The following is a 15,267-nucleotide window of genomic DNA, read 5'->3' as shown; positions in this document are numbered from 1 at the left end:
GACAGATTTAAGGTGGCGCAGGCTCTCAGCCGGCTCCCCCGCTTTTCTTTCGGCCGACCACATGTTCCCGCCAGATGGTGAAGAGGCCGGCGGCAATGACGATTGCTGCGCCCAGAACCATATTTGATGTCACGATCTCACCATAGATGGTGACACCAATGATAGAGACGAGCACGAGCTGGTAATAGGAGAAAGGCTGCACGGAAGCTGCATCCGCCAGTTCGAACGCTTTTATCAGGCAATAATGACCGCTCATGCCGGTAATGCAGAGCGCCAGCATCCATCCCCAGTCATAGGGTTCGAGGCTGACCCAATAGAACGGACCCACCAGCGTCAGTGCCGCTGCACCGGCGACGCCGGTATAAAAAAAGCTCGTCATCGCGGTATCGCTCCTGCTGCCGAGGCGGGTGAGCACGCCGTAAAGCGCCAGCATGAAGGCGGCGATGAAAGTGATGATCAGGCTGTTGTCGAAACCTTCGCCATCGGGCTTCAGGATGACGAGAACACCGATGAAGCCGACAAAAATGGCGCACCAGCGCCGCCAGCCGACCTTTTCCCCAAGCAAGGGTACGGAAAGTGCGGCGACGATGAGCGGCGCGGAAGCGATGATGGAGTGGCTGTGCGCCAGCCCGACAATGGCAAAGGAGAAGATCGAAAAAACGATCTGTACCGCCAGCAGAACACCGCGACCGATCTGCAGCCAGGGACGGTTGGCCATGACGGCACCCCGGATGCCGCCCGATGACCTTGCGGCCATCAACAGAACGAAGACGGCAAAGGCCCAGTATCGCAGCATGGCGATGAAGACGGGCGGATAGGCGCTGCCCAGATGTTTCGAGATGCCATCCTGCGCCGCAAAGATCGTGAAGGCGACAAGCGCATAAAGAAAACCGGTCTTGGGTGATGGCATGAAAAAATCGCTGTCCGGCTGCTTGCCAGCAAAAGAGGATTCGGCGTGAATGAGATGGGTAACAGCCATATGTTACGGCCGCACCTTGTCAGACAACCTTATTTTCCGAATAGCAGCTATGCAAGTCCAGCGACTGCCTTTTTGATAGGCAACAAGCGTTCGGACGGGTGCGGAATAATCGGCTTTTCTCAAAAAAACAGCCGGAACACTCACCCCCGGGTCAAACCCGAGGGTGAAGATGAGATCGGCTTCAGCCGATTGTCACGGCCGTCTTGGAGGTCGCGGATTTCAGCGCGGCGTCGGCCAGTTTCAGCGCAATCAGCCCGTCCTTGATGGAAGGCGAGGGTGCGACATTGTTTTCGATGCTGTCGATGAAAGCGGTGATTTCCGCCGCATAGGCCGCCGTGTAACGCGTCATGAAGAAATCATGCAGCGGCGGGCGGGTATAACCGTCGGCATTGGCGATCTCGATGGAGACCGGACGCTGGTTTTCGGCCGCTGCCGAACCGAGAGAACCATGCACTTCAATACGCTGGTCGTAACCATAGGTCGCGCGGCGCGAATTCGAAATCACCGCCTGCCTGCCGCTTTTCGTCGTCAGAATGATGCTGGCGCTGTCGAAGTCACCAAGCGCGCCGATTTCCGGATTGACGAGAACCGAACCGGTGGCGAACACGCTGTCCACTTCTTCGCCCAGCAGGAAGCGGGCCATGTCGAAATCATGAATGGTCATGTCGCGGAAGATGCCGCCGGATACCTTGATATATTCAGCCGGTGGCGGGCCGGGATCGCGGCTGGTGATGGTGACCATTTCCACCTTGCCGATGCGGCCATCCTCGATTGCCTTATGTACGGCCTGAAAATGCGGATCGAAACGGCGGTTGAAACCGAGCATCACCTTTGCGCTGGTTTCTTCCACCACCTTGGCGCAGGCTTCCGCGCGGGCAACATCGAGATCAACGGGCTTTTCGCAGAAGATGGCCTTGCCGGCGCGGGCGAAACGCTCAATCAGATCGGCATGGGTGTTGGTTGGTGTGCAGATGATGACGGCGTCGATCGTCTTGTCGGCCAGAACCTCGTCGATCGTGCTGACCTTGCACTGCGCTTCGCGGGCAATTGCCTCCGCAGCGCCGGCCATGGCGTCCACAACAGCCACCAGCTTCGCACGGCTGTCGGTGGTGATCGCCTTGGCGTGGACCTTGCCGATCCGTCCAGCGCCGAGCAGTGCCAATTTCGTAACCATCTTTCCTCCGGTTCCTCACATTCGTCCCTCACTCCCGGAGGGACAGAATATGAATACAAACAATGTTTCGATATGGAATATATGTTCCATTTTGCTAGATCGACATCGGGGGCGTGTCAAGCGTTTTGACAGCGGCAGGCAAGGCCGAAATCATTCGTCCTTGGAGGTCACGCGATGTGGTTGCTGATCATGACAAATGGCGCGCTGAGCCAAGGCCCAAACGCCGCCGGGCGTCAGCTGGTGGAGGGCATCTGCACGGCATTCTGGGGAAGCGCATAGACCTCGACCGGGGTTTCAAGGCCGCGAAGCAGCCATGGACCCAGATTTTCCAGCCTGTCCCCATTTCCGGCCATACGGACGAATTCCTCGGAAAACAGCACGTTGCGGCCGGTTTCCTTGGTCAGCGTTTCAAGCCGCGAGGCGATGTTGACAGCGGGGCCGATGACGGTGAAATCGAGGCGGGTTTTGGAGCCGATATTGCCATACATGACATCGCCAACATGCACGCCGATGCCGTAACCCAGGGGATCGTGGCCTTTCTGGCAATTGATTTCATTGAGGGCGACGAGACCCTTTTGCGCGCTGGCGATGGCTTTCAGCAGGTTTTCGCAGGCCTGCGGATCGCTCAGCGGAAAAATCGCCAGCAGCCCATCACCCATGAATTTCAGGATCTCGCCACCGAATTCCTCGATGGGGTCGCACATGGCGTCGAAATAGCCGTTCAGGAGCTCGATCACGTCATCGCGCGGCCAAAGGTCGGAGATATGGGTGAAATTGCGCAGGTCGCAGATCAGGATCGCCGCGCCCACCGTTATGCCGCTACCGCGTGTCGTGGCGCCGTTGAGAATTTTTTCGCCCGCATGCGGACCCACGTAGGTTTCCAGAAGGGTGCGTGTCATGCGGTTTTTGAGGCGTATTTCGCTGACCAGCGCCAAAGCCGGCAGCAGGTTTTTCAGGGCGGCGATTTCGCTGTCGGAAAACCCGCCTGGCTGGTCGCTGGAGAATGTCGCGACATGGCGCTTTCCAAAAGTGTGTTCGATCGGCCAGGCGCAATAATCCGTCAGCCCTTCGGCCCGCAGCTCTTCATAGATCGTATAACCGGGTTCATCGACGTCATCGCCGTTCAGGCGGTGGCGGACTTCCGTCGCACCCTGATGGATGTCGTTGATGGGACTGTTGAGATATTCGGGCGTACTCTCCGAGCCGTAACCATAGGTGGCGATTTCGGCTGTGGGCATACCGGCTTTCCACAGTATCCGAGCGCCAAGCCATTGCGGGTGGCGGATGCGAAAAGCGAGAACGCCCCTTGCGATGGAGATTCCGCTCTCCCGCAGTCTGCTGCAAAGCTCCACGAATATCTCGTCGATAAACCGCTCGTCCTTGGTGCCGGTGACGAGCCAGTCGAGAATTTCGGTCTTCTCTGCCGGCCACAATTCATCCAATGCTGAAGAAACCCGTTCTTCGGTGTTAAGGCTGAGTGTCATGGCAGGATTCCGGAGGTTGTTGCTGCTCTCGCACGGGCAGGGCACATGTCGAACTTCATCGACCATGGTCGCTCGTGAACCCCATGTGGTGCCGGATAACGAAAATGTTAAGAGAGGGCTTCGGAAAATATTCCGGAAGATATTGGCGGCCTCAGGCCACGCGCGCCGCCCGGATGTTCTCTTGAACATCGTCCCCGGCGGCGCTGAGATTTTTCGTGATCGCTACGGGCGATCAGATAACGGTTTCGACAGGAATATGCAGGGCGGCGGCAACGCGTCTGATACGCGATGGATCGCTGTCGGTGCCGTCTTCCAGTGCGTGGATTTCGGTGGTGGTGAGGCCGCAGGTGACGGCAAGCTGTTCGACCGTATAGCCGGCGAGCGTGCGCGCGGTCAGGACCTTTTTGGCAAAAGGAGCATCGGTTTCGTGATCGGAATTAAGTTCTGAGACTGAAATTGTCATTATTGCATCTCCCTGATGATGGACACTTAAATGCGGGCGGCAAAGAAAAGTTGCCGGGGCCGAATGCGACCGCGTTGCCGGAGAAGAAATCGTGCTGCAACGCAGCGAGGAACATAGACGCTTCGCCCACCTACGCAATAGTTAAATTTTGTTAAGATTCGTGATCGCCGCATTGCTGCGGCATTTTTAGTGGTGGAAACAGCCGGACGACAGGCAATTTTCCAGTTTCGGGCAGGCCACATTTCAGAATGCCACGCTTAAAGCATGCCCCAGGCGCGAAAACGGCCGCGACCCGTAACTTCACGCAATTCCAGCTGATTGGCGAGCCCGATTGCGCCCTGGGGCGTGGTGCCGAGTTCCTTGACGATCATCGCCGCCGAAACCACCGGCCGGGAAACCACCAGCTCCACCAGTTCCGGCAAACGTGAGGATGAGCGCCGGCCGGTCAGCTTGCGCATCATGCGATCCCGCGCGTGGGTCAGCCGGTCATGTTCTTTCAAACTGGTCTGCGCCGCCTCGTAAAAACTGTCCAGAAGGGCGAGCAGCCGCTGTGTCTGGTTTCTGGCGTGTCGGCGCTCGCGCGGAACGGCGCGAAGGCCAGTGCTCAGTGCCGGCAGGTGATCGGGCGTCACGGCCCCCTCACGCAGAAAGGCGGCGGCCAGAAGCCGGCCGAGCCAGGGGCTGCGCTGCAACACCTCGATCATGTTCCAGGCGTCGAGCAGAATGGCGGTGCGAAGGATGGCCGGCAGTTCCGCCGTCCTTGCGTGCAGTTCCAGCCATTCTTTCAGCCGTTCGTCCTCGTCCCAGTCAGGCTCATTGATGATCGGATGGCCTTCCTGCCGCTGGTTCATGGGCGTGGGCATGTTACCGGCGGTAATCGCCTCAAGTGTCGCGGAGCTTCGCGCCAGCAGCGCATCCAGTTCGGAAAAAGCCCCGTCCAGCAGCGCTTCCCCAGCCGTGCCGCTCTCGTCGCTGCGGGCATGATCCCCGGTTTCCCTGGGAAGTGACACCTCGTCGGCTGCAAGTGTGGCTCTGCCTCGTAATCTGGAAAGGCCGGGGGCGGTGAGGGCCCAGCCGGCGGCATTGGAAAAGATCAGCCGCCTTGACCGCAAGATTCGGTGCGCCGCCGTCATTTCGTGGGTGGGCGCGCGCACGTCCATATGAGCGTCATGCAGGACCAGATCTTCCATATGGACGAGTTCGCCGTCGACCCACATGGAGGAAATCGCGTCGGTGAAATCCTGCCTTTCGATGAAGCCGTGTTTCATCGGTGAGCGGCTGATCCGTTCATCCAGCCGGGCCAGCGCTTCGCCCGCACGGGCGGCGGCGATGAGAAGCTTTTCGATCTGGATGTCCGATATATCATAAATCATTGATATTTTTTAGTTTGAGCGCGCGCGGCTTACAAGACGGATTGCAATGGCCCGGTTTCACTTTTGCCGGTATCATCACCGAAGATCCTACTGCGCGGACCGGTATGGAGGGCCGGGATTCCCTGCGATGCAGGTCACTTCTGACGCTTCTACCGCATTGTTGCGATGCAGCATAAGCTTGCGCATTGCAACATGACGGGTATATACCCCCGCCAAGAGCGACAAATTATCACACCTTCCGTTCGCCCTTCCATCTCCAGACGAAGATGAATTGGAGTCAACCCGTGAATATTATGGCAAATGGTCCCGCCACCGCGCCGGATCAGAAAACCCGTTTGAAATCCATTATCGGCGGATCGGCGGGCAATCTCGTTGAATGGTACGACTGGTATGTGTATTCGGCCTTCACCCTTTATTTCGCACCGGTGTTCTTCCCTTCCGGAAACCAGACCGCCGAACTCTTGAGCGCAGCCGCCGTTTTTGCCGTCGGATTTCTGATGCGGCCGATCGGGGCCTGGTTCATGGGCACCTATGCCGACCGCAAGGGCCGCAAGGCCGGCCTGACCTTGTCCGTTACGCTGATGTGTCTTGGTTCCCTGTTGATCGCGATTACGCCTGGCCATGAGACGATCGGCATCGCCGCACCTGCCATTCTGGTTTTCGCCCGCCTTCTGCAGGGCATCAGCGTTGGCGGTGAATATGGCGCCAGCGCTACCTATCTCAGTGAAATGGCCGGCAAGAGCCGTCGCGGCTTCTTCTCGAGCTTCCAGTATGTAACGCTGATCTCCGGTCAGCTTCTGGCGCTGGCGGTGCTTCTGGTGCTGCAGCGGGTGCTGACGCCGGCACAGCTTGGCGACTGGGGTTGGCGTATTCCCTTCTTCATTGGCGGCATTCTGGCGATTGCGGTGTTTTATATCCGTCGTGGCCTTGCCGAAACGCAGTCCTTCGAAAATGCCAAGGCCGGTGGTGATGCCGACAAGCCGAGATCCAGCGGATGGGCGCTGTTCAAGCACTATCCGCGGGAAGCGCTGATGGTCATGGCGCTGACATCAGGCGGCACGCTCGCCTTCTACGCTTACACGACCTATCTGCAGAAATTCCTCGTCAACACCTCGGGTTTCAGTAAGGAAAGTGCGACCGAAATTACCACGGCGGCGCTCTTCGTCTTCATGCTGTGCCAGCCGCTTGCCGGTGCGCTGTCCGATAAGGTCGGCCGCAAACCGCTGATGGTGGGCTTTGGCATTCTCGGCACGCTGTTTACCTACGTCATCTTCACCACGCTGGCGACGACGACCGATCCGATCATGGCTTTCGCCCTCGTTCTGGTCGGCCTGCTGATCGTTACCGGCTACACCTCCATCAATGCGGTGGTGAAGGCGGAAATGTTCCCGGCCCATATCCGTGCGCTCGGCGTGGCGCTGCCCTATGCGCTGGCGAACACCATTTTTGGTGGAACGGCAGAGTTCGTGGCTTTGAAGTTCAAGCAGATCGGCCATGAAAACTGGTTCTTCTGGTATGTGACGATCATGATTGCACTGTCGCTGGTGGTCTATGTGAAGATGCGCGACACGCGCGATCACAGCCATATCCACGAGGATTGAGCGATACATCCAGACGACAAAAGCCCCGTCCTTCTGACGGGGCTTTTGCTTTCAGTACCTTCAGGCAATTTCGACGGGAAGAACCACACGGGCCTCGAAGCCGTCTTGCCGGCCGGGTGCCGGTGAAGAAAGCAGCAATTCGCCGCCGGTCTGCTCCACCAGGCTTTTGACGATCGCAAGGCCAAGTCCGGTGCCATCCGCCTTGGTCGGCCCTCGGGCAAAACGGGTCGTCAGTTTGGGCAACAGTGCCCTGTCGATTGCCGGTCCGGAATTGATGATGCGGACCGTGCCGTCCTGTTCGGCGAAAATCTGCACCGGGCTTCCCGCCGGGCTGTGGATCAGGGCATTTTCGAGGAGGTTTCGAACGATGATGCCGAAGGCGTCCGCGCCTATCCTGCAGGGCAGGCCGTCCTCACAGTGATTGGTGAAGCGGATGCGGGACTTGCCTATCGCCGTTCTCACCATGTCATCGATGACGAGTTCGAGAATGGGGATGACGTCATTCGCCGTATCGGTCACGCCGATCCTTGCTTCGGCCCGCGACATCTGCAGCAGCTTTTCGGCGAGATGGCCAAGGTGTTGCAGGGATTTTTCGATATTCTCGACGCGCGGCGCAAGTTCGGGTGGAATATCGGCATGCAGCCGCTGCGCCTGCGCCAGCGCGCCGGCAATTGGCGTGCGCAATTCGTGGGCGCTGTTGGCGGTGAATTCCCGCTCCGCCTCGATTGCCGATCGCAGCCGCCCAAGCAGCAGATTGACCGAACGGGCGATGGGATGCAGTTCACCGGGAAAAGGCTGTGTTTCGAGCGGCGCAAGATTGCCGCCATCCTTTTTGCCGATCTCGTCGCGCAGGGTCTGTATCGGTTGCAGGGTCCTGCGCACCACCACGATGACGGCGAAGATGCTGGCGGGAATGAGGATGAGTACGGGCAAAAGCAGCGCGCTGCCCGCTTCCTCGATCGCCTCGCGCCGGTTGGCGAAGGCATCGGCGACCTGCAGGAAATAATTACCGTCCGGCGTTACAGCCGTGTAGATGCGCTGCGTCGCTGTTTCAGAAAAACCGGGGTCGAGTGAGACTTCGAAAGGCTCCGTCGAGCTGTCATGCGAATGCAGAACGACCTGTCCTTCGCGGTCGCGCACCTGATAGGTCAGATATTCCGCGCCTTCCGCCGAAGGGTTGAGCTTGCGGGAGGCGGGGGCCGTGTTGTTTTCCCTGAGATCGTCGGCCAGAAGCGGCAGCAGCCTTTCGGCGGTCTCCTGCACGCCGGCATCGAAAATCTCGGCAAATTCGTCCTGCATCACCATGACGCCCAGCCCGCAGGCGAGGAGCCAGGATATGGCGACGACGCTGGTCAACGCCGTCACGAGCTTGCGGGTCATGCTGGTCGGTCTGGCCATTTCTGCCTGCTTCTTATTTGCTTGCTTGCCGTCTGGCCTTTCTGCCGTCTGGCTCACTTGATCGTGTAGCCGACGCCGCGCACGGTCTCGACGCGGTCATGGCCGATTTTCTTGCGCAGCCGGCTGATATAGACCTCGACCGTGTTGCTTTCTATTTCCGCACCGAATTCGTAAAGCGTATCGTGCAGCTGGGCTTTCGAGACGACGGCGCCGGGATGTTCGACCAGCTTTTCCAGCACGGCCCATTCGCGGGCGCTGAGTGTCTGGGCCGTTCCATCGACCGTGATATTGCGCGCCACCTGGTTGATCTCGATGCCGGGCAGGCGGATGACGGGCGCCGAGCGACCCTCGTAACGGCGCGAGACCGCCAGCATGCGCGCCGAAAGCTCATCGAGGTCGAAAGGCTTGACCAGATAGTCGTCCGCCCCGGCATTCAGCCCGGCAATCCGGTCGGAAACCTGATCATGTGCCGTCAGGATGATCACCGGCGTGGCGTCGTCGCGCTTGCGCAGCGCTTGCAGAAGGGTGATGCCTTCGCCATCCGGCAGGCGCATGTCGAGCAGGATCAGGCCATAGGCCATGGTCAGCGTTGCCGCCATGGCATCGCCCAGTGTCTTGAACCAGTCAACAGCATGGCCGGCCGCTGCGACATGGTCCCGCAACGCTTCTCCAAGCACATGATCGTCTTCAACAAGCAGAACCCGCAAGACAGCTCCCTTTATCGCGTCGTCCTGCGTATCGCTTTCACGGGATAAGCGTCAAGCACTGTCTGTTTAGCTGTTCTGGCGCTGGGTGCAGCCGCCAAACACATCCAGCGAGGGATCGTAGACGGAAGTGGAGACATTCATCATGCCAAGGATGCTGTGGAAATAATTGTCGTGGGAGCGTCCACCCTCTGCGGCACTTTTTGCAAGGCAGGCCCGGTTGAGCCCCATGGATTTGGCGAAGTCATCGTCGAACCAGACGAGAAACGGCACATGGGTCTGCTGGTCGGGGGCGAGCAGGTAGGGTGCGCCATGCAGGTAGACGCCGTTCTCGCCAAGCGATTCGCCGTGGTCAGACGCATAGATCATGCCGGTTGCCAGCTTGTCGGAGCGTGCTTTCAGCTTGTCGATCACGGTCGAGAGGAAATGGTCGGTGTAGAGAAGCGTGTTGTCATAGGAATTGACGATCTCGGCATCGCTGCAATTGCCAAGCTCGGCGGTGCGGCAATCCGGGGTGAATTTGCGGAATTCGTCGGTATAACGCAGATAATAGGTCGGTCCGTGGCTACCCATCTGGTGCAGCACGATGACGCTATCCTTCGTGACGTTGTTGAGCCAGGCGTCGAGCTTGTCGAAGAAGATATCGTCGCGGCATTCTCCGCCGGTGCAGAAGCGGCTGTCATTCGTGGAGGGCAGGTCGAAATAGGGGATACGGTCGGCGACATTCTTGCTGCCGGTGTTGTTGTCCAGCCATGTCGCACTGACACCGGCGTGGACGAGGACGTCCATGACGTTTTCATTCGCGAGTGCCTTGCTATGGCTATATTGCGAACGGGGGAATTTCGAGAACATGCAGGGAATGGACATCGCCGTCGCGGTGCCGCAGCTGGTCGTGTTGGGGAAATAGATCACGTCGCGCTTGGCCAGTTCCGGATTGGTGTCGCGCCCATAGCCGTTCAGGGAAAAATTCGCGGCGCGAGCGGTCTCACCCGCAACGATGACGGTGATGCGCGGCTTATGGACACCTCCAGCTGCGGGAAGAACCTTAGCGTCCTTACCGATTGGGCTGACCTGTATTTCGGCTTCCTGGCCGGCCTGCGTGAAATAATGGACGGCGGACATCATCGGCGACAACGGGTTGACGCTTTTGACGATATCCTTGTGCTGACGGATGGCAGTCGTGAATGTCTTTGAATTCGCAAAACTGATGATGCCGACGATGCCGAGGCACACCAGGATGCTGATGGTGTTCCACAAAAGCTTGTCGAGGATAGGCCGATGCCGAACGCGGATGGCGGCGATGACGATAGACGGTACCAGTCCGTAAATCGCCATGTGCCAGACAAAGCCGGGGGTGATCAGATTGCCCGCTTCCGCCTGCGTGGTTTCCATGGCGTTGCGGATCATGTCGCTGTCGATGACGACGCCGTAACGGTCCATGAACCAGGAGGCGGCGGCGGCCGCAAATATGACGAAGACCAGAAACGGCTTGATGAGATATTTGGCGGAAAAAATGGTGATGAGGGCGCCGAAAAGCGCCGCCATGGCGACATAAAGCGCAACGATGGCAACCGGATAAGCGGAAAGATAGGTGTGAACCTTCGACCAGAATGTCTGGTTCATGAAAAACAGCAGATAGGCCGCCGTCAGCAGGCTGAGCGGCACGCTGCCGATTTCCGGACGATACGATTCAAATCCCGTCGCTTTCGCGGTAAAAAGAGCCAATGCCAGGTCCACCAGTTTTTAAATATGCCGGCGGTGGCGGAAAACGAGCAAAACGCCCTGTTCACGCTGCCGCATGGGCCGATTGATGGCGGATGCGTTATTTAGCTGACATCAACCTGAAAGCTTTGTCATGAAAGTGTCATATGAAGGCTCTCACGGCCGGAGAAGCTACACCTTCGCGGAGGATACGGCGCTTGAAGGCCTCGGGATCGGCGGCGGCGTCCGTTATGTCGGAAAGCGCTATGGCGATGCCGCCAATACCTTCGAGATGAAGGGTCTCGCCCTGCTCGATCTCGGTGTGCATGACGAGAAGAACGGTTATCGCGCTTCGCTCCTCGTGCAAAACTTGACTGATAAAGAATATATTTCTAGTTGCTCCACTTTCGGATGCTATTACGGTGACGGAAGAACGGTCATGGGCAAGCTGACCTATCGTTGGTGACGCCATTATCAAGTGAAGCAGCAGGGGCATGACGCGCAAGGATCGATGGATGTCCCCCCTTTGGGGGCGGCGGGAATTTTTAGGCCTGCTCGCCGCGTCTGCCTTTGCCGGCAAGGCGGTGGCCGCAACCCCGCGCATCGCCGCAATCGACTGGGCCATGCTCGAAACCTCCGTGGCGCTCGGCGTCATGCCGGTGGCGGCAACCGAGCTGATCCAGTTCAGGGCCGGTGCGGTTGAGCCGGAAATCCCTGAAAGCGTCGTTGATCTCGGTCTGCGCGGCGCGCCGAATTTCGAGCTTCTGCAATTGACCCGGCCGGATCTCATCCTGATTTCGCCTTTCTACACGCGCTACACCGGCAGGCTGGAAGCGATTGCGCCGGTCTTCTCGCTGCCCTTCTACGTGAAGGGCGAGCCGCCTTTCGCAAAGGCGCTGGCGGCGGTCTCCGCCCTTGGCGAGAAGCTCGGCAGGGCAGACGAGGCGCGCAGGGTGCTGGACGAAACGGAAGCGGCGCTGCAAGCCATGCGGACCCGCCTTGCCGGTTGTGTGGCGCGGCCGACCTATGTGATCAACATCGGCGACGCCCGGCATTTTCGCGCTTTTGGTGCTGATAGCATGTTCGGGGATGTGCTTGGCCGCCTGGGGCTTTCCAATGCCTGGGTGGATCGCTCGCAATTCACCTTCGCGGCACCGGTGCCGCTCGAAAATCTCGCCGCTTCGCCGGAGGCGCGCATCGTCATCGTCTCCGATATTCCGGTGGAGGCCCGTGAGAGCCTGCGCAACAGCGCCATCTGGCGGGCCCTTCCGGCCGTGCGGGAAAACCGGGTGGTCACGCTCGGCAATGTTGGTCCCTATGGCGGCATCACCGCCGGTATGCGTTTTGCACGGCTTCTGACCGAGGCGCTGGCGGCGCAGGGAGAAGCTCTGTGACCGCGCGGCCTCTCCAGCTTTTCTTCGGGCTTCTGTTCGTTCTGGCCTGCGGGCTTTCTCTGCATGCCGGCCTGCAGCGGCTGCCTTTCGGCGCATGGCCCGGCCTGCCGTTCGATGCCGCCAATCTGTCGATGGATCAGGTGATTTTCGCCTTCAGTCTGATGCCGCGCGCAGCTGTCGCCATTCTGGCGGGCGCGATGCTCGGCCTGTCGGGCGCATTGTTCCAGCAATTGTTGCGCAATCCGATTGCCGACCCCTCGACGCTCGGCATTTCCGCTGGCGCGCAGCTGGCTATCGTCATCGCTACCCTGTTCTTTCCCGCGGTGCTGGATGGCAATCGCGCCTTCGTGGCCCTCACTGGCGCTGCCGCTGCCGCCGGCATTGTCTTTCTTCTCGGCTGGCGACGGTCCTTCGAGCCGGTGACTATGGTGGTATCAGGACTTCTCGTCGGCATAACCGCCGCCTCCGTTTCTGCGGCGCTGACGCTGGCGCAGGGCGAATATCTGATGTCGCTTGTCGTCTGGAACGGCGGCTCGCTCAGCCAGCAGGACTGGTCGAATGCCTTTTCTCTCGCCTTCCAGCTCCTCGCCGGCCTTGTGCTGACCGGTTTGCTGATAAGGCCATTGACGGTTCTCGGTCTTGGCGATGCCGGCGCGCGATCGCTCGGCGTATCGCTGTTTTCGATCAGGCTGGCGGTTGCGGCCGTTGCGGTCGCGCTGGCTGCCTTCGTTGCTGCAGCGGTCGGCCTCGTCAGCTTCATCGGCCTTGCCGCACCGGCGCTCACCCGGGCGCTCGGCGTGCGGCGGTCTTCCTCCGTGCTCCTGGTTTCCCCACTGCTGGGCGGGCTGCTGCTCTGGTTCTGTGATGGTCTCGTTCAGCTTCTGGCGAGCACGACGGCCGAAGTTTTCCCAACAGGCGCGGTGACGGCGCTGATCGGTGGGCCGCTGCTTTTGTGGCTGTTGCCGAAAATCCGGCCGACGGACGTCCATCGCAGCCAGGGCGGCGACGTTGCGGCAAGACGCCGGCTTGCTACGCTGCTGCCAGTGCTTGTGATCATGGCCGTGCTGATCTTTGCAGCGCTTGCCATCGGCAAAGGCCCAGATGGCTGGACACTGCTGGGTGCCGGTGATCTGCAAAGCCTTCTACCCTTCCGCTGGCCGCGGCTGGTGGCGGCCATGGCCGCCGGCGGTCTTCTGGCCATGGCGGGCGCGCTTCTCCAGCGGCTGACCGGCAATCCCATGGCAAGCCCGGAGGTGATCGGCGTCAGCGGCGGCGCAGGCCTTGGTTTTGCCGCTGCCATCACGATTTTTCCGGCGGCTGGCCTCTTTGAACTGTTCGCGGGTGCCGGCATCGGCTCGGCGGCGGTCATGACTCTCGTGCTGATCTTTGCGGTGCGCCGGTATCTGGCGCCTGAAAAAATACTGCTTGCGGGCATTGCCGTCAGTTCTCTCTGCTCGGCCGTGCTTTCGGCCCTGCTTGCCATTGGCGACCAGCGTGCCTGGCAGATTCTTGCCTGGCTCAGCGGTTCCGGTTCGACTGCAACACCGGCTTCGGCGATATTTCTTGCGGTGCTTTCCGTCGTTCTTCTTTCAGCTGCGCTGTCGGTGACGCGCTGGCTGACGATCCTGCCGCTTGGCCGGGATGTGCCGATTTCCCTCGGGCTGCCGCTCAGTCTCGCGCGCATTGCTGTCATTGCGGTGGCCGGCATCGCCACTGGTGCTGCATCGCTGCTTGTCGGTCCCCTGAGCTTCGTCGGGTTGATGGCGCCGCATATCGCACTTCGCGCCGGCTTCACCACGCCGCGCGACCATCTGTTCGCTTCTTTCCTGTTCGGAGCGGTACTGATGGCGCTTTCCGATCTCGGGGCGCGAACGGTCACCTTTCCCTATGAATTGCCGCTCGGGCTTTTTGCGGCTCTGGCCGGTGCGCCCTACCTGATCTGGCTGTCAGGCAGGCGCCAATGATGTGTCTGAGCATTTACGGAGATAAAAACCATGGGTGAGGCAGCATTTGCCGCTGGCTACGACGATACCCCGCTTTTTTCATTGGATGGGGTAACGATGGAGGTACCCGGCCGAACATTGCTGCAGCCGCTGACAGCAAGTTTTGCGACCGGCAAGACCATCGGCCTGATCGGTCACAATGGTTCGGGAAAATCGACGCTGCTCAAGATTCTCGCGCGGATTCAGGAGCCAACAGCGGGTAAAGTGTCGTTTGAGGGAAAGGCGTTGGGTGCCTGGGGTAACCGGGAATTTGCGCGGAAGCTCGCCTATCTGCCGCAATATACGCCGGCCGCCTCCGGCATGCTCGCCAAGGAACTGGTGGCGCTCGGTCGTTATCCCTGGCATGGCGCGCTCGGCCAGTTCACCAAGGCGGATCAGGAGAAGGTGGACGAGGCCATCGAGCTGACCGACACCGTGGCGTTCCGCGACCGGCTGGTGGACACGCTCTCCGGTGGCGAGCGTCAGCGCGTATGGCTTGCCATGCTGGTGGCCCAGAATGCCGAAAGCCTGCTGCTGGACGAACCGATATCGGCGCTTGATCTCGCACATCAGATCGAAGTGTTGTCGCTGGTGCAGAGATTGTCACGCGAAAAGGGTCTTGGCGTCATCGTGGTGCTGCACGATGTCAACATGGCGGCACGCTTCTGCGACGAGATCGTCGCCCTGCATTCCGGTAATCTGATTGAAAGAGGAACCCCGCAGGAGATCATGACGCCAGAGGTGCTGGAGCGGATCTATGGGGTGCGCATGGATGTCATGACGCATGCCGCCACCGGCTTGCCCGTCGCGCTGCCGCTTTGAGTTTGTTGCAGCAAAACAACGCCTGAAAGCGCTTGTTGTTGACAGTAATTTTCAACGCATTTTCCGCCCTAACAATGTCTTAATGGCACCCTACCGCCATTAGACATTGTTAACCGCTTTGCTTTCCTTGCATCCAATTAAGTTGTTTTGGATCGATTTCAGGGAACAAACGTTAACAGTGCGGAATTCAAT

12 protein-coding genes and 1 pseudogene are annotated in these 15,267 nt (G+C 59.5%); 5 read left to right on the top strand and 8 right to left on the bottom strand.

Annotated elements, in window-relative coordinates; genetic code table 11:
- Window positions 1–25: 25 nt before the first annotated feature.
- The 5 genes from ACQZ5F_RS24700 to ACQZ5F_RS24680 form a co-directional block, all read right to left on the bottom strand.
- Window positions 26–910 carry a DMT family transporter gene (locus tag ACQZ5F_RS24700; RefSeq protein WP_225338012.1) on the bottom strand — a complete coding sequence of 295 codons (885 nt, stop codon included), beginning with the start codon at window positions 908–910 and terminating at the stop codon, window positions 26–28.
- 250 nt (window positions 911–1,160) lie between these two features.
- Window positions 1,161–2,153, bottom strand: coding sequence for an inositol 2-dehydrogenase (iolG, locus tag ACQZ5F_RS24695; RefSeq protein ID WP_225338013.1), 993 nt, complete (start codon window positions 2,151–2,153; stop codon window positions 1,161–1,163).
- Window positions 2,154–2,386: 233 nt separating this feature from the next.
- The gene (locus ACQZ5F_RS24690) at window positions 2,387–3,637 is read right to left on the bottom strand and encodes an adenylate/guanylate cyclase domain-containing protein (protein WP_225338014.1); all 1,251 of its coding nucleotides are present in this window, start codon (window positions 3,635–3,637) and stop codon (window positions 2,387–2,389) included.
- Window positions 3,638–3,869: 232 nt separating this feature from the next.
- Window positions 3,870–4,100, bottom strand: coding sequence for a helix-turn-helix domain-containing protein (locus tag ACQZ5F_RS24685; protein ID WP_046801638.1), 231 nt, complete (start codon window positions 4,098–4,100; stop codon window positions 3,870–3,872).
- 257 nt (window positions 4,101–4,357) lie between these two features.
- Window positions 4,358–5,473, bottom strand: a complete 1,116-nt coding sequence (locus ACQZ5F_RS24680) for an RHE_PE00001 family protein (protein WP_052819887.1) — start codon at window positions 5,471–5,473, stop codon at window positions 4,358–4,360.
- A 293-nt stretch (window positions 5,474–5,766) separates the two neighbouring features.
- Here ACQZ5F_RS24680 and ACQZ5F_RS24675 point away from each other — a divergent pair, with 293 nt between their 5' ends.
- Window positions 5,767–7,074 carry an MFS transporter gene (locus ACQZ5F_RS24675; protein WP_448731134.1) on the top strand — a complete coding sequence of 436 codons (1,308 nt, stop codon included), beginning with the start codon at window positions 5,767–5,769 and terminating at the stop codon, window positions 7,072–7,074.
- A gap of 60 nt (window positions 7,075–7,134) precedes the next feature.
- Here ACQZ5F_RS24675 and ACQZ5F_RS24670 read toward each other — a convergent pair whose 3' ends face one another.
- From ACQZ5F_RS24670 to ACQZ5F_RS24660, 3 genes are all read right to left on the bottom strand, one after another.
- Window positions 7,135–8,472: a sensor histidine kinase gene (locus ACQZ5F_RS24670; protein ID WP_052819891.1), complete on the bottom strand. Its 1,338-nt coding sequence runs from the start codon at window positions 8,470–8,472 to the stop codon at window positions 7,135–7,137.
- 53 nt (window positions 8,473–8,525) lie between these two features.
- Entirely contained in the window at window positions 8,526–9,179 is a 654-nt protein-coding gene (locus tag ACQZ5F_RS24665) for a response regulator transcription factor (RefSeq protein ID WP_046801641.1), read from the bottom strand.
- Between the two features lie 66 nt (window positions 9,180–9,245).
- Window positions 9,246–10,913: a phosphoethanolamine transferase gene (locus ACQZ5F_RS24660; RefSeq protein ID WP_046801642.1), complete on the bottom strand. Its 1,668-nt coding sequence runs from the start codon at window positions 10,911–10,913 to the stop codon at window positions 9,246–9,248.
- Window positions 10,914–11,070: 157 nt separating this feature from the next.
- Between ACQZ5F_RS24660 and ACQZ5F_RS24655 the strand changes: the two are divergent.
- The 4 genes and pseudogenes from ACQZ5F_RS24655 to ACQZ5F_RS24640 form a co-directional block, all read left to right on the top strand.
- Window positions 11,071–11,343: pseudogene (locus tag ACQZ5F_RS24655) on the top strand (TonB-dependent siderophore receptor); the annotation flags it as partial.
- A gap of 28 nt (window positions 11,344–11,371) precedes the next feature.
- Window positions 11,372–12,271 carry an iron-siderophore ABC transporter substrate-binding protein gene (locus ACQZ5F_RS24650; RefSeq protein WP_225338015.1) on the top strand — a complete coding sequence of 300 codons (900 nt, stop codon included), beginning with the start codon at window positions 11,372–11,374 and terminating at the stop codon, window positions 12,269–12,271.
- A complete protein-coding gene (gene fhuB / locus ACQZ5F_RS24645; protein ID WP_225338016.1) occupies window positions 12,268–14,235 on the top strand; it encodes a Fe(3+)-hydroxamate ABC transporter permease FhuB in 1,968 nt (655 codons plus the stop codon). The genes ACQZ5F_RS24650 and fhuB overlap by 4 nt, the downstream gene beginning before the upstream one ends.
- 30 nt (window positions 14,236–14,265) lie before the next feature.
- Window positions 14,266–15,075 (top strand): ATP-binding cassette domain-containing protein, encoded by an 810-nt coding sequence (locus tag ACQZ5F_RS24640; RefSeq protein WP_448731122.1) that lies wholly within the window; start codon window positions 14,266–14,268, stop codon window positions 15,073–15,075.
- Window positions 15,076–15,267: the final 192 nt, after the last annotated feature.

This window comes from Agrobacterium sp. 22-210-1, from assembly GCF_053522525.1.
The sequence above is the reverse complement of the archived record's forward strand: the minus strand, read 5'-3'. Positions and strand labels throughout refer to the sequence as shown.